The organism is Pedobacter foliorum, assembly GCF_013266735.1.
GTDB classification, from domain to species: Bacteria; Bacteroidota; Bacteroidia; order Sphingobacteriales; family Sphingobacteriaceae; genus Pedobacter; species Pedobacter foliorum.
Genome location: NZ_JABSNU010000001.1, coordinates 98,032 through 122,795 on the forward strand (window position 1 = coordinate 98,032; position 24,764 = coordinate 122,795).

A 24,764-nucleotide genomic window follows, 5' to 3' on the forward strand; every position below is an offset into this window, starting at 1 on the left:
ACACATGAAATTACTAGTTAAAACTACCTGTCTTGTTCTTTTAAGTCTTTGTTATACCAATTTTAAGGGGAGTGCACAGGTAGCCTATAAATCTGGTTTTGCCAAAGCCAGTATTGAACCGGCAAATTATCCGTTCTCTCTCTCGCTGGCTGGTTATGGTTATCCAAGAGATGGGCGCTTTAGTCTAGACTGGATTGAAAGGGGGAGGCTGGAGGGCTGTACTGCTTTTGCAGGCAACGATGATGTCTTATTTGCTGTAAGTAATGGAAAGCTGATTTCAGCAAAAGCGAGCGAGAACCTAAACTGGAAGAACATAGGGGATGGGAATGACATCGTCTTAATGGCTGTTGGTAAAAAAGCGCTTTACGTAGTAAATAAAAGTGGAGAAATACTAAAATCAGCTATCTCTGGAAATTTAAACTGGAAAAAGATTGGGATGGCTAAAGATGCTCAGAGCATCACTATGCAGGATGATATTCTTTACGTTGCAGATACGGGGGGAGCCATCAGCTTTTCTCAGGTAACTAGCAATCCCCTTAACTGGATAAAGCTAACTAATTTAAACGGGGTTATCAGTCTTGTCGCTTATGATGGTAGCCTATACGGCTTAACTGTAAACGATGATCTGATGAAACTAAATCTGAAGCCTAAAAATACTACCTGGACAAAAATCGCAAGGTATAACGGCGTTTCATATGATGTACACCTCAAATTCATTGCCGTAGGTAATCATACTTTGTATGGCCTCACTAAAGAAAACGTGGTGTTTTCTGGTAAACATTTAACAACCGGCGATCTTTCAGTTACAGCGCTGGCCCTATCGTCAGAGAAGCAAACAGTTGTAGTTGTAGGTGCTGATCTTTGTGGCTTGGGCTATGATTTCGTGAGTTCAGTAAAGCAAGAAGTAACCCGGAAATACCACCTTCCAGCAGCAGCTTTAATGATCAATTCATCGCATACACATTTTGGCCCTGTAGCTCAGCACTGGCCCGCCTGGCCAGAATTTGTACAGCAACCCGACAGCTTGTATATGAATGACGTATTACGACCTGCCATAGTTAAAGCCGTTGGAGCAGCGATTAAGGCTATGCAGCCTGCCGACCTGTATTTTGGCAGAGGTAAAACCGCAATAGGGGCAAATAGAGCCTTAACAGGTGAAAATGTGCCTTATGATAATGATGTCGATGTACTGAGTGTCGTCACAAAAAAAGATCAAAAGAAAACTGTCTTGTTTTTAGCGGGTTGTCATGCTGTTTTCAAAAATGAGGGTGCTGAAAGTTATACTATTGGCCCTAATTTTCCGGGGGTTACAAGAGCATTACTTAAGCAAAAAGCAGGTGTTTCTAATGCAATGTTTATGCAAGGATGTGGAGGCGATATCAATCCCGTTGATGATAATCACCGTAAAACAGGTGAAGCACTTGCTACCGACATCATAGCTGTTTTAAATCAACCTTTAGAAAAACTCAAGGGTAAAATCAGTTTCTATATGGATTCTATCAACTTTCCAGTGAAAAAGTGGACTGAGCAAGAAATACTGGCTTTCAGAAAGGAAAATGATAAAAATAATCAGGATGTTGAAGAGGAAAAGAACGTTCGCTGGGCCGATCATATGTTTCAGCTTAATAAAGAAAATAAAATGCCAGTTTCCATGCCGGTATACATCCAAACTTTCAATATTGGCAATTGGAAACTAGTTGGATTATCCAGAGAGGTTGTAACGGATTATAGTCTTGGTATCAAAAAGTTATGGCCAGATAAGTTAGTGAGCGTTGCAGGTTACTGTAACGATGTTTCAAGTTATCTACCTACCTCAAGGCACATCAAAGCCGGTACTTATGAAGGTTTCGGCTCATTTTTTTGGTATGCTCAACCTTCAATATTCCCAGAGTCGGTATACGAAACAGTAATTGATAAAATAAAGGCTAAAAACTACTAAAGATATGACTGTAATGACTAAAGAAATCACTGCTGTTAGCGCAGAAAAGGGCCTGATTAGTCCATTAATTATCATTGGTATACTGTTTTTTATTTTTGGTTTTGTTACCTGGCTTAGCGCAGTCCTCATCCCGTACCTACAAATTGCTTGTGAACTTAATAACTTCCAGTCTTATCTGGTAGCATTTGCTTTTTACATTTCCTATTTTGTGATGGGTGTTCCATCTGGATGGTTACTAAAAATTACAGGATTTAAAAAGGGAATGTCTATCGGGTTGTTGCTTGTAGCTGTGGGTTCGTTGTTGTTTATACCTGCAGCGTTAAACCGACAGTACACGCTTTTTCTGTTCGGACTTTTTGTACAAGGAGCTGGGCTTACAGTGTTACAGACCGCATCAAATCCTTATGTTACTATTCTCGGTCCTAAAGAGAGTGCAGCACGGAGGATCAGCTTCATGGGGATATGTAATGGCATTGCCGGTGCTATAGCACCAGTGATTTTAGGCGCAGTAATCCTGAATGATGCAGATGCGTTAAAGGATAAATTAAGCTCTTTAAACCCTACGCAAAAGATAATCGAATTAAATGACTTAGCTAGTAAAGTAATTCTTCCTTATGCTATCATTACATTCATACTTATTGTATTAGCGGCTGTTATCTATTTTTCTACTTTACCAGAATTAAATGAAGAAGAACTGGATGAAGGTGACGAAGTTTTAGAAAAAACTACTAAAACATCTGTCTTTCAATTTCCCCACCTGATGATTGGTGTGTTGGTATTATTTGGATACACTGGGGTAGAAGTAATTGCAGGAAATAGCATTATTGGTTATGGGGCTTATCAGGGAATTCCTTTAGCTACAGCTAAATTCTTTACTTCTTTTACGTTAATTAGTATGCTTGTAGGTTATCTGGTAGGGATTGTATGTATTCCTAAATATTTCAGTCAGGAAACGGCCCTAAAGAGCTCAGCCGTCCTGGGTATTTTATTTGCAGTATTAGCAATACTCACTAATGGCATTATCTCTGTTGTATTTGTAGCGCTGCTTGGTCTTGCAAATTCATTGATGTGGCCTTCTATATGGCCACTGGCAATTGCTGGTCTTGGTAAATTTACCAAAACTGGTTCCTCGCTTTTAGTGATGGCTATTTCGGGTGCTGCAGTGTTGCCACTTTTATATGGATACCTGGCTGATCATATAAATGCTCAGCAGGCTTATTGGATGGTAATTCCATGTTATCTCGCAGTTGGATATTATGCTGTTGCTGGCCACAAAGTAGGAAAGAAGAATACTTAATTTTAATAAAAGATAGATGATTTTAATAGCCGACAGTGGCTCAACCAAAACAGACTGGTGCCTTATCAGAAATTCTGGCAACGACCTTTATTTTAAAAGCGAAGGATATAACCCTTATTTTTCGACTAAATCTGATATGATACAATCCATTCGCAATAGCATTTCTGTTCATGTAGATCCGCTGGAAATTTCTAAGCTTCATTTCTATGGGGCAGGTTGCGAGGCCGATAAAATAGAGGTTATGACAGAGGTACTAAGTTCGGTTTTTAACAATTGCCAGCAATTAAATGCGCAAGTAGATCTACTGGCAGCAGCCAGAGGTCTTTTAGGACGAAAACCTGGCTTTGCAGCAATATTAGGAACGGGAACAAATACCTGTATTTATGATGGAGTTAATATTACTAAAAATATAGATTCTCTGGGATTTATACTAGGAGATGAAGGAAGTGGTGGTACTATTGGAAAAAGAATTCTTAGTGATTATCTAAGAAATAAGATGCCTCCATCTGTTTGTGTCCAATTCGAAAAGGTATACAAGTTGTCGGCCGAAGAAATCATACATCAGGTTTATGTAGAACCAATGCCAAACCGGTTTTGTGCTCAATTTGCTAAATTCCTTAATCACCCGGATGTGGATGCAGATTACAGTTATAAACTTGTAAAAGTATCCTTCCAACAATTTTTCGAAAATCTGGTTAGCTGTTATCCAAACTATATCGGGTACACATTCAACTGCGTTGGGTCCATTGCTTATCATTTCAATAGTATCCTTTTAGAGGTTTTAGATGAATTTAATATGGCACCTGGATTAATTATACCCTCACTGATTGCAGAGCTAGTTGATTACCATCAGACAGATGTGATTATTGAATAGAAATATTTAGCTTTGAGTAAACGCAATCAATAACTAAATGATCTATTTAGTAGTAATCTATATCGGCTATGTAATTTACGGCCTTGTTCATAGCTTCAAGAATAAGCAGCTGAATTATGTAGAGAAAATACTTTGGATTATTATAATTGTTACATTCCCATTAGGCGCTTCCTACTATTTAAGGAGTACATTTATTGCCAAACATTAAATGAAATTATCCTTCAATGTTGCTATATTCAAGGATATAAACCGAACCTCAACCACCACAAAACTAAATGCAAAGAAGAAAATTCCTTCAATTGGGTGTGGGCTTAACTGCTGCAAGCCTTTTTACACCTGTATTATTCGCCAAATCGAAGCCATTAATTGTAAAAAATAAGCTACCACTTTGGCGTGGATTTAATCTGCTCGAGAAATTTAACGGCGCAGATAACCAGCCTTATAGAGAAGGAGATTTTAAAATGATGGCCCAATGGGGGTTTAATTTTGCCAGGCTACCTATGTCTTACCACTGCTGGTCAAAACCAGGTGATTGGTTACAAATGGATGAAAACGTGTTGAAGGAAATAGATCAGGCAATTGCATTCGGAATAAAACACAAAATTCACGTCAACCTTAATTTACACCGTATTCCTGGCTATTGTGTTAACCCGCCTGCCGAACCACTCAATTTGTGGAAGGACGATAAGGCTTTGGATGCCGCGGCCTTTCATTGGCAAACCTTTGCAAAGCGATATAAAAGCATCAATAGCAGTAAATTGAGCTTTGATTTGATTAATGAACCATCCAATGTAGAAGAGGCCGATTATGTGAGGGTGATTACCCGGATAGTTAGTGCTATTAGGCAAGAGGATCCAGATCGGTTAATCATTATTGATGGACTCCAATATGGAACTAAGCCGGTATTTGGAGCTATCGACTTAAATGTCGGACAAAGTACCAGAGGTTATGGTCCTATGCAGGTAAGTCATTACAAGGCATCTTGGGTAAAGGCCGAATGGAGTATTCCAACCTGGCCTTTAAATCCCGATGGCAACGACCGTTGGGACAAAGATAGACTGAAGAAAGATATATTTGATCCCTGGAAAAAACTGGCTGATCAGGGAGCAGGGATACATGTTGGTGAATGGGGAGCATATCAGCATACACCCCACGATGTAGCACTTGCCTGGATGAAAGACAATCTCGAGATATGGAAAGAGAATGGCTGGGGTTGGTCATTATGGAATTTAAGAGGGGGCTTCGGTATTCTTGATAGCAATAGGGAGGATGTAGAATATGAATTGTATAAAGGCCATAAATTAGACCGAAAAATGCTAAAGCTACTTCAGAAATATTAAGCTTTACTTCTATCTAATAATATTGCTTTATTTGTGTATGCCAATTATTCGTTTAGAAACTTTCATTGAAGCTAGTCAAGAGACAGTCTTCGACTTGTCCAGGGATATTGACTTACATCAGGTATCCACTGTGCAAACCAATGAAAAGGCTGTTGCAGGCAAAACATCCGGACTAATCGGTTTGAATGAATCGGTAACCTGGGAAGCCAGACATTTTGGGATTTTACAGCGACTAACTTCGAAGATCACAAAAATGGAGAGTCCTGATTATTTTGTTGACGAAATGGTCTCAGGGGCTTTTAAGTCTTTTAGGCATGAGCATATTTTTGAAGCTAAAGGTAAGGGCACATTGATGACGGATATATTTACTTACGTTTCGCCAGTAGGAGTTATCGGGAAGTTGGCTGATGGACTGTTTTTACGCGATTATATGAAAGAGCTATTGGTTCAGCGAAACGAAGTAATTAAAAAGTACGCAGAAGGAAAGAAGAGTTAAACTTTTACAATTCGCTTCCTTTAAAACAAAGAAAATAATACATTTGGGGAGTTGAAGAAGCTGATCTCTATATTTATTACGTTTATCCTCCTCATTTTTTCTACCGAATTGCAGGAACTTATCAAACTGCCTTTACTTTTTCAGCACTATTTCGAGCATAAGGCTATAAATAAGGATATTACATTTGCTACGTACCTTTTTGATCATTATAACTCAATTCCCCATACCGACGATGATCAGGATCGAGACAATCAGCTGCCTTTCAAATCTGTAGATCAAAAGTCTGTTTTAACGAGTCCGGCTATTCCGACATTTAATAGATTTGTTATAAAATCACTCCCAACTATTACAATAAACCGACCATCTACCTATAAGGAAGATGATATTCCTCCAGCTTTTCTCGGTAGTATCTGGCAGCCGCCTAAGTATTTGATTTAATTCTTCTGAGTCAAAGGCATAGTCCTTTGATTTAGTTTCTATCGTAATAAGAATTAATCAAACTTAAATTTTTTATGTTAAATAAAATCATTGGGTTTTCTGTAAAGAACAAACTCATAGTAGCACTATTTACAATAGCGCTGATCATATATGGCGTTTTTGAATTAACAAAGCTCCCTGTTGACGCAGTACCCGACATCACCAATAATCAGGTACAAATAATTACCTCTGCTCCATCTTATGGAGCTACGGATATCGAAAGGCTTGTAACCTTTCCTGTAGAACAAGCCAGCAGCAACATTGCCGGAGTTAAAGAAATCAGGAGCTATAGTCGCTTTGGACTCTCTTTAGTCACCTTGGTGTTTAATGATGATGTCGACATTTATTGGGCCCGACAACAGGTTTCAGAACGATTGCTTACTGTTCAAGCTAGCATTCCGGACGGAATCGGCAGGCCTGAAATGGGGCCGATTTCTACAGGACTTGGCGAGATATATCAATATGTAGTAAAACCTAAAAAGGGCTATGAAAGCAAATTCAATATTACAGAATTGCGAACAATTCAGGACTGGATAGTCAGACGCCAACTATTAGGCGTAAAAGGAGTCGCAGAAGTAAGCAGTTTCGGCGGAAAGCTTAAGCAATATGAAGTTGCCATCAACCCTAATAAACTACAAGCTCATGGGATAACCATTTCTGATGTGTTTAATGCGCTGGAAAGCAATAATCAGAATACAGGCGGCTCTTATATAGAAAAGCAATCTACAGTACTTTACATTCGAAGTGAGGGACTTATTGGAAATATAGACGACATTAAAAACGTAGTCATTAAAAACACCAAGAACAGTGTGCCATTGCTAATTCGTGATGTTGCTGATGTTAAAATTGGTGCTGCAACAAGATATGGAGCATTAATCTATAATGATGAGGGTGAAGTTTCAGGAGCAATCGTCATGATGCTAAAAGGAGCAAATAGCAACGTAGTTATTGAAAGTATTAAAGCTAAAATAGCAGAAATTCAAAAGACATTGCCTGAAGGAGTAGTAATAGAGCCATTTCTAGATAGAACTGACATGGTAAGCAATGCCATAGATACAGTACAAACAAACCTGCTCGAAGGCGCATTGATTGTAGTGTTTGTACTGGTTTTATTTTTAGGAAATGTACGTGCAGGTTTACTGGTAGCCTCTGTTATTCCACTTTCTATGCTTTTTGCGATTATCATGATGAACCTATTTGGGGTAAGCGGAAACTTAATGAGTTTAGGAGCACTTGATTTCGGGTTGATTGTCGATGGCGCAGTAATTATCGTAGAGGCGGTAATGCATCAATTGACACATAGTAATAAGTTTGCCGGGCTCAGGACCTTATCACAGCACGACATGGACAAAGAGGTAAAAAGTGCTTCTTCTAAAATGATGAACAGCGCTGTATTCGGCCAAATCATTATTCTAATCGTTTACTTGCCTATATTTAGCTTACAGGGTATAGAAGGGAAAATGTTTAAGCCTATGGCACAAACTGTTGCCTTTGCACTGCTAGGCGCCTTCATCTTATCATTAACCTATATCCCAATGGTAAGCAGCATCTTTTTGAGTAAAAAGATCAGCGACAAGAAAAACTTTTCCGATCGCCTCATGGCTAAAGTAGAATCTGGTTATAGCAAGCTGCTTAATCGTGCTTTGGGTATTCCCAAAGCTATCATAGCCATGGTCATCACTTTGTTCGTCATTGCAGTTTTTCTACTTACCCGTCTGGGTGGGGAGTTTATCCCTTCAATTGAAGAAGGAGACTATGCTGTAGAAACAAGGGTGCTTTCTGGTAGCAGCCTCAATACAACGATAGAAAATGTACAGAAGGTCTCAGCAATTTTGAAATCAAGATTTCCGGAGGTCGAAAACATTGTGACAAAAATAGGCAGTAGTGAGGTACCTACAGAGCCCTTGCCAATGGATATGGGGGATATGATTATCAACCTCAAAAAGAAGAGCGAATGGACATCTGCAAGCTCCTTTGACGAACTCTCAGAGAAAATGGGGAAAGCTGCGAGTGAGGTTCCAGGTGTAACAACCAGCTTTCAGTTTCCTGTTCAAATGCGCTTTAACGAATTGATGACCGGGGCAAGACAGGATGTAGTATGTAAAATTTTTGGCGAGGATCTGGATACATTGGGCATTTATGCAAAGCAGCTTGGAAACATTGTGCGCAGCGTTAACGGCACTACCGAACATTATGTGGAGCAGATTACAGGTACACCTCAAATCGTAATTAAGTACAACAGACCAGCCATAGCTCAATACGGACTGAATATATCAGACATCAACAAAAATGTAAACGCCGCGTTTGCTGGTCAGAGTACAGGGTTGGTTTTTGAAGGAGAGAAGCGCTTCGATCTGGTTGTGAGGCTTGAAAACGAAAATAGAAAAGATCTTTCGGATGTGCAGAACCTGTTGATCCCAACACCGACCGGAACTCAGATTCCTTTAAGTCAGGTGGCAACAGTAGAATTGGTAGACAGCCCAAGTCAAATACAGCGAGAAGATACCCGTCGTCGTATTTTGGTAGGGTTTAATGTAAATGGTCGCGATGTAGAAAGTATTGTGAACGAGCTTCAGGATAAGGTAAATGAAAAAATCAAATTGCCTGCAGGATATACAATTACCTACGGAGGTTCATTCGAGAACCTAAATGAAGCCAAATCTCGCTTGTCTGTGGCTGTTCCGGTATCGCTAATCCTCATTTTTATCTTGCTGTATTTTGCTTTCGATTCTATAAAATATGGCTTGCTAATTTATACGGCAATTCCCTTATCAGCAATAGGGGGTATCTTTCTGCTTGCCCTCAGAGGGATGACGTTTAGCATCAGTGCAGGAGTTGGTTTTATTGCATTATTCGGAATAGCAGTATTAAACGGTATTGTACTGGTTGCGGAGTTTAATAGGATTAGAAAAACTGGCGAAATGGATATGAAGAATGTGGTGATGCAAGGAACGGTAACCAGGTTAAGGCCAGTGTTAATGACTGCCTTTGTTGCCTCCTTAGGCTTTCTGCCAATGGCATTGAGTAATGGTGCAGGTGCTGCGGTACAACGTCCTCTTGCTACAGTAGTTATTGGAGGGTTAATAATAGCAACCTTGCTTACGCTTTTTGTATTGCCGATATTGTATATCGCCTTTGAAAAAGGCTTAAAGCCCAGCAAACATAAAAAGCATATTGCAACTATAGTTGTACTCATTTTCGCTTTCCTTCCGGCCAGTGCCCAAAAGCCAATTACATTAAATGAAGCACTGGATAGTGCAGCCTCAGGCAATATGTTAGTGAAAAGCCAGAAGCTGCGAGCTGAGCAAGCCAAACAGCTTATAAAAACAGGAACTGATATTCCTCAAACTAACCTTTCGGGTCAGTATGGTAAATTTAACAGTGCCTATATTGATAATGCGATCGGTTTAAATCAAAGCCTTAGTTTTCCGACGGTGTACAGCAGACAAAGGCAAAAGCTGTCAGAAGAATGGAAAATAGCCTCGTTAAATGTCGACTTGAAGCAGTCTGAAGTAAAAAAACAGACTACAACTGTCTTTTACGAAATGCTGATTATAAAGGAAAAGCAGGCTTTATTGCAGTCAATAGACAGTGCATACCGTGAATTCCTCAGAGTAGCTAGTCATCGTTTTAAATTGGGAGAAACCAATATGCTGGAAAAGGCAAGTGCCGAAAATCAGTTGACACAGATTGGTATTCAGCAAAAGGATTTAAAAAAGGAATTGAATGCCCTGCAACAACAATTGATGCTGTTAATCAATAGTGATGAATTACGTGAACCGCAATCGATAAGCTATAAAATGGAGGTTGTGGCAATTGATCAAATGGCTTTAGCCAATCATCCATTCTTAAAACTTCATTTACAAGAAGAGAAAGTTGCAGCTGCAACAACTAAAGTAGAGAAATCACGGCTATTGCCAGAGCTTAATCTGGGTTATAATAACATGAGTATTCAGGATGGAATCAACTATGGTACTGGCACCAGATTTCAATCCTTCCAGCTAGGTCTTGGTATCCCAATCTTTTATGGCGCTCAGAAGGCAAGAATTAAATCAGCGCAAACGCTTCAAACCATTGCGAAAAATGAAACCGCCTACGCCCAGAAGCAGTTGCAGGCCGAAATGGAAGATGCCGTAAATCAATTTGAAAAGAATAAAGAGATTGTGCACGATTTTGAAAGCACTGCCTTAAAAAATGCTAAAGAAATTACGCGAACATTAAACAGGCAACTACAAAGTGGTGAGATCAATTATTTGGAGTGGACAGTACTTAACCAACAAGCCTTAGCCCTTCGTCTTGATTATTTCACTGCCATTAAAGAGCTCAACAACAGTATTATTCAATTGAACTACCTTTTATCAAAATAACCATGAAATCTATAATTTTTAAGTATTTACCCGTATTGTTAATTCCTGTGTTTATTTATGGATGCAGCAGTAGCGCCAAGGATCAGTCGGAAGTAAAAGCTAAAACTGACGAAAGCACTGTGCAGCTTAGTCCTGAACAGGCAAAGCAAATCGATCTTCAAGTTCAGGAAGTGGAAGCCAGAAATATCAGCACTGCACTTAAACTTAACGGCCAAATTAATGTACCACCACAAAATCTGGTATCAGTAAGTGTCCCGTTGGGAGGATATCTAAAATCAACAAATATGCTTGCCGGCACACAAGTAGGCAAAGGTCAGGTTTTAGCCGTAATTGAGGATCCGCAGTATATTCAACTGCAACAGGATTACCTGAGTGCAAAAAGCAAACTGAGCTATGCGGTTAAAGAATATCAAAGACAAAAAGAACTAAATACGGCTAAAGCTGGAAGCGATAAGGTATTGCAGCAAGCTGAGAGTGATTTTAAGAATTTGAGTATCGAAAGTAAGGGTTTGGCCGAAAGACTAAGGTTAATAGGATTAAATCCCGGTAAATTAACGGAAGACAACATCAGTCGCACTATTAACATTTATTCGCCTATTAATGGTTATGTAAGTAAGGTTAATGTGAATATTGGCAAATATGTAACGCCCTCTGATATCATTTTTGAACTAGTTAACCCTGCAGATATCCATTTAAATCTCACTGTGTTTGAAAAAGACCTTAACAAGATAAAAATAGGACAGCAGGTTATGGCCTATAGTAATTCACTCCCTAATCAGAAGTATATTACTAAAATTGTGCTGGTAAGTCATTCATTAAATAACGATAGGAGTACCGAGGTTCATTGTAATTTTGAGCAATACGATAAGAGTCTGGTTCCTGGTATGTATATGAATGCAGAAGTACAAGTAGAAACAGATAAGATAGATGCCTTACCAAATGATGCATTTGTTAATTATGAAAACAAGGATTATGTATTTGTAAGCAATGGCAACAACTCATTTAAAATAACGGAAGTAATTAAGGGTAAAACTGAGCAAGGCTTTACAGCAATAAATTCAGATTTAAAAGGAAATAAAGTTGTAGTTAAGGGAGCATACTCTTTGTTAATGAAGTTGAAAAATACGATAGAGGAATAATTCTTTTATTCAAGTAATAATTTTCTCTGTAGCGGGAAAATTATTACTTTAGCCCCTAACCTAAATTATATAAAACCTAACATGAAGTCCAATTTTTTGAGAACCAGTATCTTTGCTCTTCTTGCTACATCTTTCTTTTATTCATGTATTAAGGATCCTGTTGACCCGCCGATAATCATCGATCCGGTTGATTCTGTATATCTAACAAAATGGAGAGAGGTAGAAAGCAAAAAAGCTGGCTCATCTAATTGGGAAACCCTAACTAAAGGTGATACACTTAATTTGTTCTCAACCGATCCTGAAAACAGGAGACCAAGAAGAGGCTTTTATAGATATCTCTCAATCAACCCAAAAATTACAACTGATACAGTGGGGCTCTTCATACAAAGCGATACCTTACTTGTTTTTATAGATAGGAAATCCAGTGCATCCGATCCAGATACTACTGCTAAAGTAGGGTATAGAATTATAGGAGATACTTCACTTATTGTTCATGACAGGTCAGTAACTCCCTCAATTCAGATAAAGTATAAAAAGCTTAAGTTGACTGAAAAGGATAAAATAAACTAATTTCAATAGGATTGGGGAAGGTGGTTGATAGTTTACTATTACCTGCAAGTGTATACCTTTTTTCTATTATTATAGTTCCAAAGCCAAAATGTACCTAACAAAATAAAGCGTTGATTACCAGTTTATTTATAAATAAGAGTATTTATTTTTATATTAAACAAAAAAACGCTCTATGAAACATTTTGTGCAATGCATAACAAGTATCATGCTATTTGTTCCTTTTTTCGCTTCTCCATCTTTTAGCCAGATTGTTGTAAGTAAAGATCAGGTTGCTATTAATCTAACTAAGGTTGCTGGCATGCAACCTAATAGTGTTCTGTCATCCATCATTGGCAAAAGGAAACTGGATAATCCCTCAAAATATGAAAAAGGATTCCCTAATACGATAAACAAGCCAAAAGACATTATTAGTCAGATTGAATATTATTATGTGTTAAGCGATTTTCAGTTTCACTTTCAAAATTATTGTGCAGGGATAGAAAGTAAAGAGAGATTTCTTGAGCTTGCGGCCGATTATAAGTGGATTTTGGCTGATACTAATCACCTATCAAGAAAACCATTGAAATGCGGGATCTCTGTTCTCGGGGGATTAACTGTTGATAGTGTTCCCGTATATGTGGTTGACGCTAATAACAATGGTGATTACTCTGATGAATTAATCAGGCCAATTAAAAAGAAACTTTTTAAACAAGAAGACATCATAGCTGCATCAGTACCGGTTACTAAAGAGTATTTTCTAGATAATGAAATCAGGAGCGAGAAAGTACTTTGTTTTATCTCATCTGCAGATCCAGGAAAACAACTTACAAACATATCCTTTTGTTTTCCTGAGTTCCGCTATCATTCCTTTAAATTTCAAGGCAAACCTTATATTCTTTGGGCACCTACAACCAGCAACGATTCAAGAATATACCTTCAGGCCGATAAATCGGGTGTTCCTATACCTATTGATGAAAATCAGATCCTGCAAAACCAGTATGTAACTTTGGGGAACAAAAACTTCAAATACTCTTACTCACTTGCAGATGGTAACCGTGTTATACTGGAAGGAGATGATTACAGTGGTTTTTCTTCAGACTCTTTGATTGCCACTTCGTCTTTACCAAGTAACACCAATTTAGTCTCAAGTCAGATCGGCTTTATCGCTCCTCAAATTGAGGGAATGACCTTAACTAAAGCAAAAGATAAAAGCGTGATGATTTCTCTCGAAAAGCTTAAAGGTAAGTACGTTTTTGTAGATTTTTGGAGTACTACCTGTGGGCCATGTATAGCTGATTTTAAAGAAATTCTGAAATCCTATACTAAATTCAGTCGAAAGCAATTTGAAATCATAGGTGTAGTTGATGAAAGGAGTGAGGGTGGAACATTGCCATTGTTGAAAATGCATAATGTTATTTGGCCAAATATTAAGACAAATACAGTAGGTACGGTTATTAATGGATATTCTGTAATCAGTTATCCAACTACATTTCTGATAGATCCTGAGGGGAGAGTAATAGCTCACGATATTAGGGGCAAAGAATTGTTTGATACATTAGAGAAGCTATTGGCTGGTAAATAGGTAGTTATGTTTTAAATTAAGTGATACCAAGGAAAATGTGATAAAACTTATGGGCGAACTAAGAGTAAAAACGGGAGCCTTTTATGCACTAAAGTTTAAATAATAGAAAAACAACTTAACCCATTCGCTTTGATATCAGATTCAATAATACAGACCCTCATTACAGAAGAGTTTAAACTCAGGAATCTTGGAGTAACCAATCAATATTTAGAGATTCTGGATGTATATTATAATAACAACGGACCTAGGATTGAAAGAATTGATAGGGAAGGCTCGGATCGTGTTATCATTGCATACCTGCCAATAGTAGACGAGCAGTTTTACCTTGCAGTATACATTGATGAAGTTCAACAAGAAATCTTTAATATCGGAACGGAGTCGAGAAATAAGGTAGTATTTCGCGCTACTTCTGAAACCTGTAGCATGGATGAACTTGTGAGTTTAACAAATTTACCAGTGCAGACTAAATGGGATAAAGGCGAACTAAAGCCAAACAAAAAAGTAGTTAACAAATTTAGCTGTATTGAAATTGAGCCTAATCCCGAACCAGATTCAGTTGAAGAAAAGCTAACTAACCTTCTGAAGTTATTAGTGCAAGATAAAGCAGGAATTGTTGAGCTGGTAACCAATGCCAATGGTTACATTCAAATTAATATGGATTTTCATAATGGAAATCAATTATTAGGAGGACTTTCTTTAAGTAAAGACCATGTACAAAGAATGGCGGAGCTTAATTTGGGCTTTGATGTCGATGTTGCCGTATGGGGGGAACCTTTTAAAGATTTCGCACCCTAATGAATCGCATAAGTCTATTGTTATTATGGTCGGCTGTTATTGGTCTTTGTATATGGCTGTGGTTAAGAAAGACTAGCTTCGCTAAACCAACTCTTGAGCCCATAGTTGTGAGCGGTACAGTTTTAAAAGACACAGGAATTAAATGGAATGATTCACTATTTAAACACCTTCCTGAAGGAATAGATACCAGTATTATTGTAAAAGATAGCAAAGGAAACTCTTTGAGTTTTCAGCAATACATTATTCCTGTTTTTAATCACGAGGCTATGATTTATCCTGATCGCGGCACATGGCGATTACATCGACTAACCAAGGAAGCAAATGATTCGTTGGCTCAAAATGACGATGTTGTTGCCCGATGGGAAAGATCTGCGGCTTACAGATCAGTAGATACCATTCGAAGTTGGCGGCTTAAACTGAAGGACATTGCACATACGCTTTCTCTGGCAGATCATATTTTGGTGCTCAAATCTAAGCGTAAAATGATCATCAGTAGAAAGAATAAACCTGTAGTTACATTTGATATCGATCTTGGATTTAGTCCAGTAGGGAATAAGGTTACTGATGGGGATGGAAAAACCCCTGAAGGTATTTACAATTTAGACATGAAATATGAAAGGACAGATAAGTTTCACAAGAGCTTCTGGATTTCTTATCCCAATGAAAAAGATAAAGCAATAGCAAAAAAGAATGGGATAAAACCAGGTTATAGCATAATGATCCATGGTACTACGCCAGCAAAAGTAAATGCAAAAGATTGGACTGCCGGATGTATTGCTTTGCAGAATAAAGACCTTGATCAATTATTTGATATAGTCAATTCTGGAACAACTATCGAAATACGAAAATGATAGTCTTGGTACCTAACAACTACAATCTACCACCATTGATCACCATTTTGTATCTTAACACACCATTTGCATATAGGTAATAGCCATCCTTAGCCCGTTTAGTCTCAAACTCTCCAAAGGGCAATTTCAGGTGCTTGTTATTAATGGAATAACCGCCAACAATAAGGTTGGCATACCACTTCTTCGCATCCTTATAACTCCAAACCTCCACTTTATCCGTACTAAACTGGCAAACCGTTTCCTTGTACTTGATATTATCGAATGTAATTTTGATTAAACGAAATTGTTTTCCTGCTAAAGAAATAGGAGAGGGGTTTATACATCCTGCAAGCATAATAGTGCAGAATGCCAATTGAAGGAGCGTTCTTTTAAGCATAATACCAATATACGAAATTATTAGCAATAACTAAATACACCAATTTTACTCATAGAATATTACCTTAGCATAATTTAGTGTAGATACACTCAAAAATGAAGCAGCATGTTAAAGAAGGACAAATTAGGGATAATAAGAAAGTTTTATCCCAATGCATTTACAACAATCGATACCGTTAATAGAGTAATTGATTATGTAGAGGATCAACTTAATTTAGAGCCTACAAAGATCATGTTAGCGGATAGTATTTGCAGTGATGATGTGAACAGCATACAGTATCCTATTAGGTCTCATGAATTCTTGGGGCCGTTTAAAATGGGAGGATTAGATGGATTTCCATTTACCGGCTTAACAGGTATGGCTGCATTTGCAAGTCATGTGCCCGACGAAGGAGCTGTATTTATTTATTACGGACCTCATATCGGAATCTCTAAAGAAGGAGTATTGGGAGAGATTCACCGTTTTGGTCAAAAGCAAAATACAGGATGCTGTGGAGCTGCAAGCAGTGCATTAGGAAAGTTGCTCAACAATGCAATTGAACCAGGTAATATTACCGAAATGGACTATCAAATGAATACCATAGAGCAAATCCTATATAAGCATAGAGAACATATAATAAATGCTAAGTCTCAACTTCATGAAGCCACTGAAATCATTTATCAGGCAATTGATAAAAGAATTCAGGAATTGGTAGCGCTAACTCACTTCAATTGCAGATACATCATCATTATGGGAGCTGTTTTAATTAACAGCGATACCGATATTGGATCATTTTCTTCTGCTCGTAGGTTTGATATTCTAAATGTAAAGGAAAACACAAGAGAAGATTTACTATCTCTGTTTTCAGTGTAATTCATAAAAATCATTCTATTTGATTATCTTGGATTACCAAAAAGTAAACGCCTCATGATCATTAAAAAAATAGTTTCAGTACTGTTTGTCCTTTTTCTTTGTGTGTTTTCATTTGCTGAAGCGCAAGAGGTATCACAAAAGAAGCCTATAGTGATTTGCTATGATGCTGAAGGAAAGCTTGCATCTTTAGAAAAACTAAATGCTGATCTTGCAACATTTGTTGAAACTCATATTTTGTCTGTAACAAGTTATGGGAAAGATACTACAGTTTGTAAGGTCGTAAAAAAGCCAAGGGAGATGTTCGTTCAAGACTCATTGGCAAAAGCAAAGCGTATTGAGGTATTGAATGCAATGATAGGTAAGCCTGCCAAAAATTTTACTTTAGTCGATTTAAATAATAAGAAGATCGAGCTGTCAAAGCTAAAAGGAAAGGTTGTAGTGGTCAACTTTTGGTTTACTGGATGTCCGCCCTGCATTGAAGAAATTCCTGAACTAAATAAGTTGGTAACTAGTTACAATAAATCTAAGGTCAAGTTTTTAGCAATAACCTTCGATAAAGCAGATACTGTTCGTGATTTTCAAAAGAATCATGATTTTAAATTCCAGATACTAGCTGATGCTAAAAAAATCACCGAAGACTATAACATTATGCTTTATCCAACTATGTTTGTAATTGATAAATCTGGTATAATTAGATTAGCCATAAATAGTGATAAGAATCTAGTGGGGATTTTGAAAGGTGCAATAAGTACTTATCTTTAATACCAAATAAAATTTCCACTTTAACTAATTTGCTATCTTTTTAGTGAATTAAATTGAGTATTTCATTGTTTTTTTGAGATAAAATAGCAACTTTGGGTTAGGCCTATCGGTCATTTGTATCGTAGGGATCCAAATAGAATTTAATGCTACTCAAATCATGATTAATACATTCTTTACATTGCCAGAGTTCAATGAAAACTATTCTGAAGAAATAGCTTTAGCAGCAGATGTTTATGAACGAAGGAAAGCAGATGGGATGAAAGATTTTTCCCTTTCTGCTTTCGAATTTGTATTTACATCTGATAGTAGAACGAAGCTCGAAAAACTAGGACAATTTCTTTCTACGAATTTCAATTATGAAATTGGTGAGATAAGTGAAGGAGATGATGATTGGGAACTAAATGGCGTGGCAACAGAATTCCCTGTCGACCTAGATAATCTAGTATATTGGGTGCTCAATATGTACTGCAAGGGACACAAGTTTGATTGTAAACTAGAAGCGTACGGAGCATTCGATGATCCTGCGGAACAAACATTTCCTGATATTGATGCAGGTTTGTATAGCCATTATTTTGATCTGGCAATGGAGAGTTACGGTAAAGGAAATCTGGGAATGGGGGTTATCTATTTTTCAACGGCAATCAGAATAAAACCCCAAGATCCTAATTCATGGTATTCAAGAGCAATACTTAAAGACGAGCTTCATACCCCAAAAGCTGCTAGATTAGACTATGATAAAGCAATTGAGCTAGCTCCCGACTTTATAGATGCAATCATAAATAGGGCAGCAAATAAAGATGAATCAGGGGAGCATGATAATGCCATTGCTGATTACAGTTATGCGATTTCATTAGAACCAGATAACGGATTGGCCCATTATAACAGAGCTAACTCTAAACTCCGCAAAGGCGACAAGGTTGGTGCTTGTTTAGATTGGACTAAGGCAAAGCAACTAGGGTATAAATATTCAGAAGAAAGGCTCAACATAAATTGCGCATAGAATTTACTCATATTTCAAAGCCTCAACCGGGTTAGCTTTTGCAGCCTTATACGCCTGAAAGCTAACCGTTAGAAAAGCAATCGCTGCGGTTCCTGTTATTGATATCAGTACGATAGACCATGATATGGTTGTTCTGAACTCAAAATTAACAAGCCATCTGTTCATCAGGTAATAGGCGAGAGGCACACCAATACAAGCCGCTACAAATACCATTTTCAGAAAGGAAAGTGAAAGCAGTCTCATGATGTTGGCAACCGAGGCACCAAGTACACGACGCACACCAAACTCCTTTGTGCGTTGTTCTGCACTGTAAGCAACCAATCCGTAAAGTCCCATGCAGGAAATCAATATGGCTATGCCGCCAAACAAATTGGCCAGGATACCCAGAATCTTTTCCGATTGTAGTTTTGCGGTATACAGATCATCCACAAATTTAATTTGAACCGGGTATTGAGGATTGATACTTTTGGCAACAACAGTGATCAACTCGATATTCTTGCTCAAACTATTGGCCGGATTTAAGCGCAAATTGATATTGCCAGCCCCATCTTTATTAAAATTAATCACCATAGGGCGTCCAGAACGATAGGGCGAATCCCACAGAAAATCTTTAAACACGCCAACAACTTTCAATTGATTGCCAAATAGATCCACATACTTTCCGATAGGATCTTTTAGTTTCATCATCTTCACTGCAGTGCTGCTCAGTAAAATTGCAGCTGTATCTGAAGCAAAATCCTTAGAGAAATCACGACCCTCAAGCATTTGCACGCCATTTGTTTTTACGAGATCATATTGGGTCTCTAGCCTGTTAAATACAATTTCTTCGCCTTGTTTGTCCATTCCAGGCCATTTAAAGCCATAAAACCAATTGCTCACATTTGTCATACTTCGCGACGATTGGTTTACCGAGGTAACTGCCCCAGTTTTTAACACCTGCTCTTTAAACAGTTCAAACTTCTGGCGCAAATCTCCATCTTGCTGCATTTCTGCAAGTAAATTGATGTTGTAGCCAACAGGTCTGTTTTTTATAAACTGCAGTTGCTTATAAATCACTAGTGTGGCAATGATCAGCATAATGGCAAAGCAAAACTGGCCAACTACCAATACTTGTCGCATGTTGATGGGAATGAGTCTTGCCCTTGCTGTTTTCTTTTTCAAAATCTGAATAGGGTTGAAGGAAGAAAGAAACACTGCAGGGTAAATTCCTGCCAAAATACCTGTCAGCAAAGCTACCGACACAATACCCAACCAGTAGCCGATATTGGTATAGTTGATGGTGATTTCTATATTCAGCAAGTTATTAAATAGAGGTAAACTGGCCTCCACAATAACCAGTGCAATCAACACCGCAACTATAGTAAGCACCATAGCTTCGGTAAGGAATTGTGTTATTAGAGAAGCTCTGGTTGCGCCAATTGTTTTTTTGATGCCCACTTCCTTTGCCCTGCGCTCAGATTTTGCAGTGGCCATGTTCATAAAATTGATGCAGGCGATCAGTAAAATACCAAAGGCTAGTGCTACAAACAAATAAATACGTTCTATGTCGCCGCCTACGCTCTTGCCGTTCACAAATTCACTATGTAAATGCTGATCCACCATAGGGAATAGGAAGTTTTCAGCTCTTTGATCTTTAAAATTCTCATTAAACAATTTCTTTACCTTGGAATTGATCAGATTCAATTTGGCCTTGTCGTTAACCTTTGCCATAGCCAGGAAACCAAAGTTGGACCAGCCTGGATTTTTAACCCAACTTTCTATGTTTTCATAATAAGCCCAAGGCATCAAATAATCAAACCGGAGTGAAGTATTGGCTGGTAGGTCTTTAATAACGCCAGTTACCTTAAGATCATGCTGGTTCCTATGCCTTACCGTTTTGTTTAGTACATCAGTAGTGCCAAACAATAGCTTGGCAGTTCCCTCAGTTAGTACCACAGCATCCGGTGTATTCATTGCAAGCGTGGGGTTGCCAACTATAAACTCGTAATTGAATATTTTCAAAATCTCTGGATCAGCAAAGATTTCTACCTTTTTAAAACTGTTCTCCTTATTGGCGATGAGTGTTTCATTACCACCACCAATTCGTGCAACAGCATCAACTTCAGGAACTTTTTCTCTGATAGCCATAGCAATCCCATTGCCAGGGTATTCTTTTGTACTTGTAATCTTTCCTGATGCATCCTGAAAATTGGTCATCACCGCGTATATCTTGTCCGCATCCTTGTAATTACGGTCAAAATTAAGCTCGTAATTCACATACAACAATAGGAGTAAGCAGGCCGACAAACCAACTGCCAGTCCAATTATGTTAATCACCGAAGAAGTTTTATTTCTCCAGAGGTTGCGCAAAGCGATTTTCAAATTGAGTTTGAACATGGTGTCAGGTTATCTATCAATTAAATACAATTGATCTGCAATTTACTAAGTTTGTGCCAAGAGTAGGATAGTTGTTCAATCTGCTGTAAAACAGTGTTTTAGTTGTGCTGTGAAGAATAAGCCCGTTCATTATCGAACAATAGGTGTACGGTGTCGGACAGCTTTAGACAATCAGTTATTGGTAGTTGTTGCCGTTAATCATTTAGTTGACTGTAAAACATTTTGAGTAAACCGTTGTTTTTTTGAGATAATTTTCCAACATTTAAATTAATCAGACATTAAACGCTACTCACTCATAACCACTAATACATGTTTAGTAATCCTTTTTCTTTCGATGGCAGAATACGCAGGCTGGAATACGGCTTAAGCTTGCTCATGTATTACCTGTATGTATTTATGATTGTTATTACATTAACATCTCTAGGGTTGATTCAGGGAGATAAAAGCCCAAGTAATTCGTTTACGATGATTGTTGCACTCATTCCGGGTATATGTTTTTTAGTAGCCCAGGCAGCTAAAAGATGTCACTATAGGAACAATAGCGGTTGGTGGCAACTTATTCCCTTTTATGGTTTTTGGATGCTCTTTGCAGATGGAAATATAGGTGATAATGATTATGGTGAGAATCCTAAGGGATTGAGTTATGATTACGGAGATACTGAAAATGATCATTATGATCATCAGAATATGGATTGATTCTATGATTTGGTTATGGGAAAAGAATAAAATCAGTTTTTTCAATTAGCTTTAAGTATCTAAATATTACAAGATGCTCAAAATCAAAACAAACCTCATTATGCTGATTCTAATTGTCAGCGTTTTTTCTGGCTGTGCCGTGCATTACAAGGTGGCCCAAAACAATTTCAAATATCAGGAAGGCATTAATGTAGATTTACTTAATGTTCAGTCTAGTGATGGACAGTCAGCCTGGGGTGGTTATGCTTTGGTTCCGCCACGGAAGCACACCCTTGTGAGACTGACCTTCCAGCTTACCAATACCGGCAACACAGATCAGGTAGTGGACCTTACCAAAATAATCTTACTTAATACAGCTACTAAAACAAAATATCCAGTGGCTAAAATTTATCAGGTAGCGCCTGTGCCTATTGGAGCAAGGGATGATCTTAAGCTTAAAGCTGGCGAACAAGTGAAACGTGTACTGATGTATGTTTTTCCGCAAAAAACAGTGCCGGATGCTCTTCAAATCAATGAACAGGCTTATGTTATTGCGTACAAAGAAGGTTGATGTAACTCACCAATCCGGTATCGGCTTTCTAACATATAAATATGGCTTTGATATTTATAGCATCAGTTTTATTGTTTTTTGTCTTCGTGATCGCTACTTCTTCTAACAGGAAATATTTGTTAAAGTTAGTGGTTGTTAATATTTTTATATTGATCAGTTATGACTTTTTAGGGGTATTTCTCTTAAATGAAACAGAAGGGCTATTGGATATCTTCATCCTTTTTGGCGTAAATATATTACATATTGTAATCTTAATTGTGCTTGTAATTGGGAGGTATAATCGGTAATATCGATAACTTCGCTCTTCTATATTTAAAGTTACAATTATTGAATTTTTGATTTTTGGATATTATTATATCCAATTTTGTTATATTTGAGTATAATAATATCCATTATGAAGTCAAAGAAGGTTGTCATCTTTCCCAGGTATCAAAAAATCTGGGATCAGCTTGGTGAGAATATCAAGTTAGCCAGAAAGCGTAGAAAACTGACTGCCATTCAGCTTGCTGAGCGCGCTGCTATTGAAAGGGTAACACTTCGTAAGATAGAACGGGGAGATCCAGGTGTATCTATGGGTGCATATTTCAATGTGCTTAAAGCGCTGAATTTACATGAAGATTTCCTTAAACTGGCAATGGACGATGAGCTAGGCAGAAAACTTCAGGATTTAGATCTGTTAACCTAATGGCGGCTACGAAAACAGACATTTGGGTATATGCCCATTGGAAGGGAATGGAAGCCCCAAAATGCATTGGAGTAATATCAGCACAGCAAACTAAAGGGAACCGGATATTTGATTTTGAATACGATATAGATTGGTTGAAATCAGATCGGGTATTCTTGCTTGATCCCGAAATTGGCTTATACGCTGGAAGCCAATATCCAGATAAGAAAGACAATTTTGGTGTATTTATGGACTCAATGCCTGATACCTGGGGAAGGAAGCTTATGCTTCGTCGTGCTGCACAAACAGCGTTAGCAAAAGGACAGGCAACGCAAAAGCTTTATGAAATTGATTTTTTGTTAGGTGTCCACGATGCTTCAAGGATGGGGGCGCTTCGATTCAAATTGGATCCTAACGGATCTTTTCTAGATGACAATAAGGAGAATCCAACCCCACCAGTAACGCATTTGCGAGAGTTACAGGCCAGTGTTAAAGCGTATGAAGAAGATGAGGAGGGAAAAAACGGGGATCAATGGATTCCAGTGCTTTTTGCGCCAGGATCATCGTTGGGTGGAGCAAGGCCAAAGGCGAATGTTATTGATCTGGATGGTCATTTATGTATAGCAAAGTTTCCTTCAAAGTCCGATACAACCGACAAAGCAGCATGGGAGTACCTGGCATATGAGTTAGCATGCAACGCAGGAGTCAATATGTCTTTCTCCGCTCTCGAAAAGGTAAGGGGGCCATATCATACATTTTTGTCCAGACGCTTTGATCGGGATGCTGGGCAGCGGATTCATTTCGCATCCGCGATGACTATGACAGGGAATAGTGAAGACACTATTAGAGATGCCACACCGAGCTATCTTGAGCTAGCGGAATTCCTACAAACTTATGGTTCAAATATAGTAATAGACTTACATCAATTGTGGAGGCGAATAGTGTTTCATATGGCAATCTCTAATACAGATGATCATTTTAGGAACCACGGTTTTTTATTGGAAGAAAAAGGATGGAAAATATCTCCCGCATATGATATTAATCCCTCAATAGATAAAAATGGACTGGCTTTAAATGTTGATATGGACAATAATGCATTAGATTTTGAGTTGGCTATAAGTGTTGGTCAGTTTTTTCAACTGAAGAATGACCAGATGCAACAAATCATTAAAGAAGTAGTATTCTCTGTTAAAGACTGGCGCTCAATAGCATCAGAATTGGGAATTCCAAGGGCAGAACAAGAGATGATGTCATCTGCATTTAAGCTAGTTACCGGATAAACTGGGGATTTAGTGCATCTGGATGGAGAAATAATACACCCATCCTATAAACAAAAGCTGTAGGGGAATTCTGAACCATAAATATGAAGGTCCTGGCCCTGTAAAAGTTCCCTTTTCAATATTGATGTGCTGATTTGCCGCATAGATATTTGCAGGGCTGATCAGGATGTAAAAAAGGATCAGGAGGTATCCCGTAAAAGACCTTGTTGAAGCGAATAATAATCCTATTGCCAGCAGGATTTCAAGGACACCGGTAAGGTATACTAAGCCTACTTTAAACGGTACAAAGGGTGGAATGATCATCGACATGCCTTTGCTAAACACAAAATGACCAATTGCGGTAAAGCACAGCATTGAGCACATTGCAAGGTTACCGGCAAATACTAAATTCCAATCGCCTGTTGTAAATTTTGAAATCACAGTGAAAAGGGTAAATACACTGATGAGCAGGATTAATGGTTTCATTTGAGTAGGTGTTTATTGTGGTAACTCTTTCATGGAA

At 38.1% G+C, this 24,764-nt stretch carries 22 protein-coding genes; 19 read left to right on the forward strand and 3 right to left on the reverse strand.

Annotated elements, in window-relative coordinates; all coding sequences use genetic code 11:
* The first annotated feature begins 4 nt into the window (after positions 1 to 4).
* From HQN83_RS00425 to HQN83_RS00480, 12 genes are all read left to right on the forward strand, one after another.
* Positions 5 to 1,939 carry a hypothetical protein gene (locus tag HQN83_RS00425; protein ID WP_173087481.1) on the forward strand — a complete coding sequence of 645 codons (1,935 nt, stop codon included), beginning with the start codon at positions 5 to 7 and terminating at the stop codon, positions 1,937 to 1,939.
* A 13-nt stretch (positions 1,940 to 1,952) separates the two neighbouring features.
* On the forward strand, positions 1,953 to 3,236 hold the full coding sequence (locus tag HQN83_RS00430) for a sugar MFS transporter (protein ID WP_173087483.1): 1,284 nt from the start codon (positions 1,953 to 1,955) through the stop codon (positions 3,234 to 3,236).
* Positions 3,237 to 3,252: 16 nt separating this feature from the next.
* Positions 3,253 to 4,110 (forward strand): N-acetylglucosamine kinase, encoded by an 858-nt coding sequence (locus HQN83_RS00435; protein WP_173087485.1) that lies wholly within the window; start codon positions 3,253 to 3,255, stop codon positions 4,108 to 4,110.
* Between the two features lie 275 nt (positions 4,111 to 4,385).
* Positions 4,386 to 5,450 (forward strand): glycoside hydrolase family 5 protein, encoded by a 1,065-nt coding sequence (locus HQN83_RS00440; RefSeq protein ID WP_173087487.1) that lies wholly within the window; start codon positions 4,386 to 4,388, stop codon positions 5,448 to 5,450.
* 37 nt (positions 5,451 to 5,487) lie between these two features.
* Positions 5,488 to 5,946, forward strand: coding sequence for an SRPBCC family protein (locus tag HQN83_RS00445; protein ID WP_173087489.1), 459 nt, complete (start codon positions 5,488 to 5,490; stop codon positions 5,944 to 5,946).
* Positions 5,947 to 5,997: 51 nt separating this feature from the next.
* Positions 5,998 to 6,384 (forward strand): hypothetical protein, encoded by a 387-nt coding sequence (locus tag HQN83_RS00450; protein ID WP_173087491.1) that lies wholly within the window; start codon positions 5,998 to 6,000, stop codon positions 6,382 to 6,384.
* Between the two features lie 74 nt (positions 6,385 to 6,458).
* Positions 6,459 to 10,790: a CusA/CzcA family heavy metal efflux RND transporter gene (locus HQN83_RS00455; RefSeq protein WP_173087493.1), complete on the forward strand. Its 4,332-nt coding sequence runs from the start codon at positions 6,459 to 6,461 to the stop codon at positions 10,788 to 10,790.
* Between the two features lie 2 nt (positions 10,791 to 10,792).
* Positions 10,793 to 11,929, forward strand: coding sequence for an efflux RND transporter periplasmic adaptor subunit (locus tag HQN83_RS00460; protein ID WP_173087495.1), 1,137 nt, complete (start codon positions 10,793 to 10,795; stop codon positions 11,927 to 11,929).
* Positions 11,930 to 12,010: 81 nt separating this feature from the next.
* Positions 12,011 to 12,499 (forward strand): hypothetical protein, encoded by a 489-nt coding sequence (locus HQN83_RS00465; RefSeq protein WP_173087497.1) that lies wholly within the window; start codon positions 12,011 to 12,013, stop codon positions 12,497 to 12,499.
* Between the two features lie 172 nt (positions 12,500 to 12,671).
* The gene (locus HQN83_RS00470) at positions 12,672 to 14,060 is read left to right on the forward strand and encodes a TlpA family protein disulfide reductase (RefSeq protein WP_173087499.1); all 1,389 of its coding nucleotides are present in this window, start codon (positions 12,672 to 12,674) and stop codon (positions 14,058 to 14,060) included.
* A gap of 129 nt (positions 14,061 to 14,189) precedes the next feature.
* Positions 14,190 to 14,855, forward strand: a complete 666-nt coding sequence (locus HQN83_RS00475; RefSeq protein WP_173087501.1) for a DUF4279 domain-containing protein — start codon at positions 14,190 to 14,192, stop codon at positions 14,853 to 14,855.
* Entirely contained in the window at positions 14,855 to 15,706 is an 852-nt protein-coding gene (locus HQN83_RS00480; RefSeq protein ID WP_173087503.1) for a L,D-transpeptidase family protein, read from the forward strand. The genes HQN83_RS00475 and HQN83_RS00480 overlap by 1 nt, the downstream gene beginning before the upstream one ends.
* Positions 15,707 to 15,725: 19 nt before the next feature.
* On the opposite strand, the gene HQN83_RS00485 is transcribed toward HQN83_RS00480, so the two are convergent.
* A complete protein-coding gene (locus HQN83_RS00485; protein WP_173087505.1) occupies positions 15,726 to 16,082 on the reverse strand; it encodes a hypothetical protein in 357 nt (118 codons plus the stop codon).
* Between the two features lie 105 nt (positions 16,083 to 16,187).
* Here HQN83_RS00485 and HQN83_RS00490 point away from each other — a divergent pair, with 105 nt between their 5' ends.
* The 3 genes from HQN83_RS00490 (at position 16,188) to HQN83_RS00500 (ending at position 18,696) form a co-directional block, all read left to right on the forward strand.
* Positions 16,188 to 16,934 (forward strand): hypothetical protein, encoded by a 747-nt coding sequence (locus tag HQN83_RS00490; protein WP_173087507.1) that lies wholly within the window; start codon positions 16,188 to 16,190, stop codon positions 16,932 to 16,934.
* Positions 16,935 to 16,988: 54 nt separating this feature from the next.
* Positions 16,989 to 17,696, forward strand: coding sequence for a peroxiredoxin family protein (locus HQN83_RS00495; RefSeq protein ID WP_173087509.1), 708 nt, complete (start codon positions 16,989 to 16,991; stop codon positions 17,694 to 17,696).
* Positions 17,697 to 17,853: 157 nt separating this feature from the next.
* Positions 17,854 to 18,696 (forward strand): tetratricopeptide repeat protein, encoded by an 843-nt coding sequence (locus HQN83_RS00500; protein ID WP_173087511.1) that lies wholly within the window; start codon positions 17,854 to 17,856, stop codon positions 18,694 to 18,696.
* Between the two features lie 3 nt (positions 18,697 to 18,699).
* Here the strand turns inward: HQN83_RS00500 and HQN83_RS00505 are convergent, their stop codons facing one another.
* Complete coding sequence (locus tag HQN83_RS00505; protein ID WP_173087513.1) at positions 18,700 to 21,072, reverse strand: ABC transporter permease; 2,373 nt, start codon at positions 21,070 to 21,072, stop codon at positions 18,700 to 18,702.
* Positions 21,073 to 21,381: 309 nt separating this feature from the next.
* Between HQN83_RS00505 and HQN83_RS00510 the strand changes: the two genes are divergently transcribed.
* The 4 genes from HQN83_RS00510 (at position 21,382) to HQN83_RS00525 (ending at position 24,262) form a co-directional block, all read left to right on the forward strand.
* Entirely contained in the window at positions 21,382 to 21,768 is a 387-nt protein-coding gene (locus HQN83_RS00510) for a DUF805 domain-containing protein (RefSeq protein WP_173087515.1), read from the forward strand.
* A gap of 73 nt (positions 21,769 to 21,841) precedes the next feature.
* On the forward strand, positions 21,842 to 22,318 hold the full coding sequence (locus HQN83_RS00515; protein ID WP_173087517.1) for a hypothetical protein: 477 nt from the start codon (positions 21,842 to 21,844) through the stop codon (positions 22,316 to 22,318).
* A gap of 394 nt (positions 22,319 to 22,712) precedes the next feature.
* Positions 22,713 to 23,003 carry a helix-turn-helix domain-containing protein gene (locus tag HQN83_RS00520; protein WP_173087519.1) on the forward strand — a complete coding sequence of 97 codons (291 nt, stop codon included), beginning with the start codon at positions 22,713 to 22,715 and terminating at the stop codon, positions 23,001 to 23,003.
* On the forward strand, positions 23,003 to 24,262 hold the full coding sequence (locus tag HQN83_RS00525; RefSeq protein WP_173087521.1) for a type II toxin-antitoxin system HipA family toxin: 1,260 nt from the start codon (positions 23,003 to 23,005) through the stop codon (positions 24,260 to 24,262). The genes HQN83_RS00520 and HQN83_RS00525 overlap by 1 nt, the downstream gene beginning before the upstream one ends.
* 9 nt (positions 24,263 to 24,271) lie before the next feature.
* On the opposite strand, the gene HQN83_RS00530 is transcribed toward HQN83_RS00525, so the two are convergent.
* Positions 24,272 to 24,727, reverse strand: a complete 456-nt coding sequence (locus HQN83_RS00530) for a DoxX family protein (RefSeq protein WP_173087523.1) — start codon at positions 24,725 to 24,727, stop codon at positions 24,272 to 24,274.
* Positions 24,728 to 24,764 lie beyond the last annotated feature (37 nt).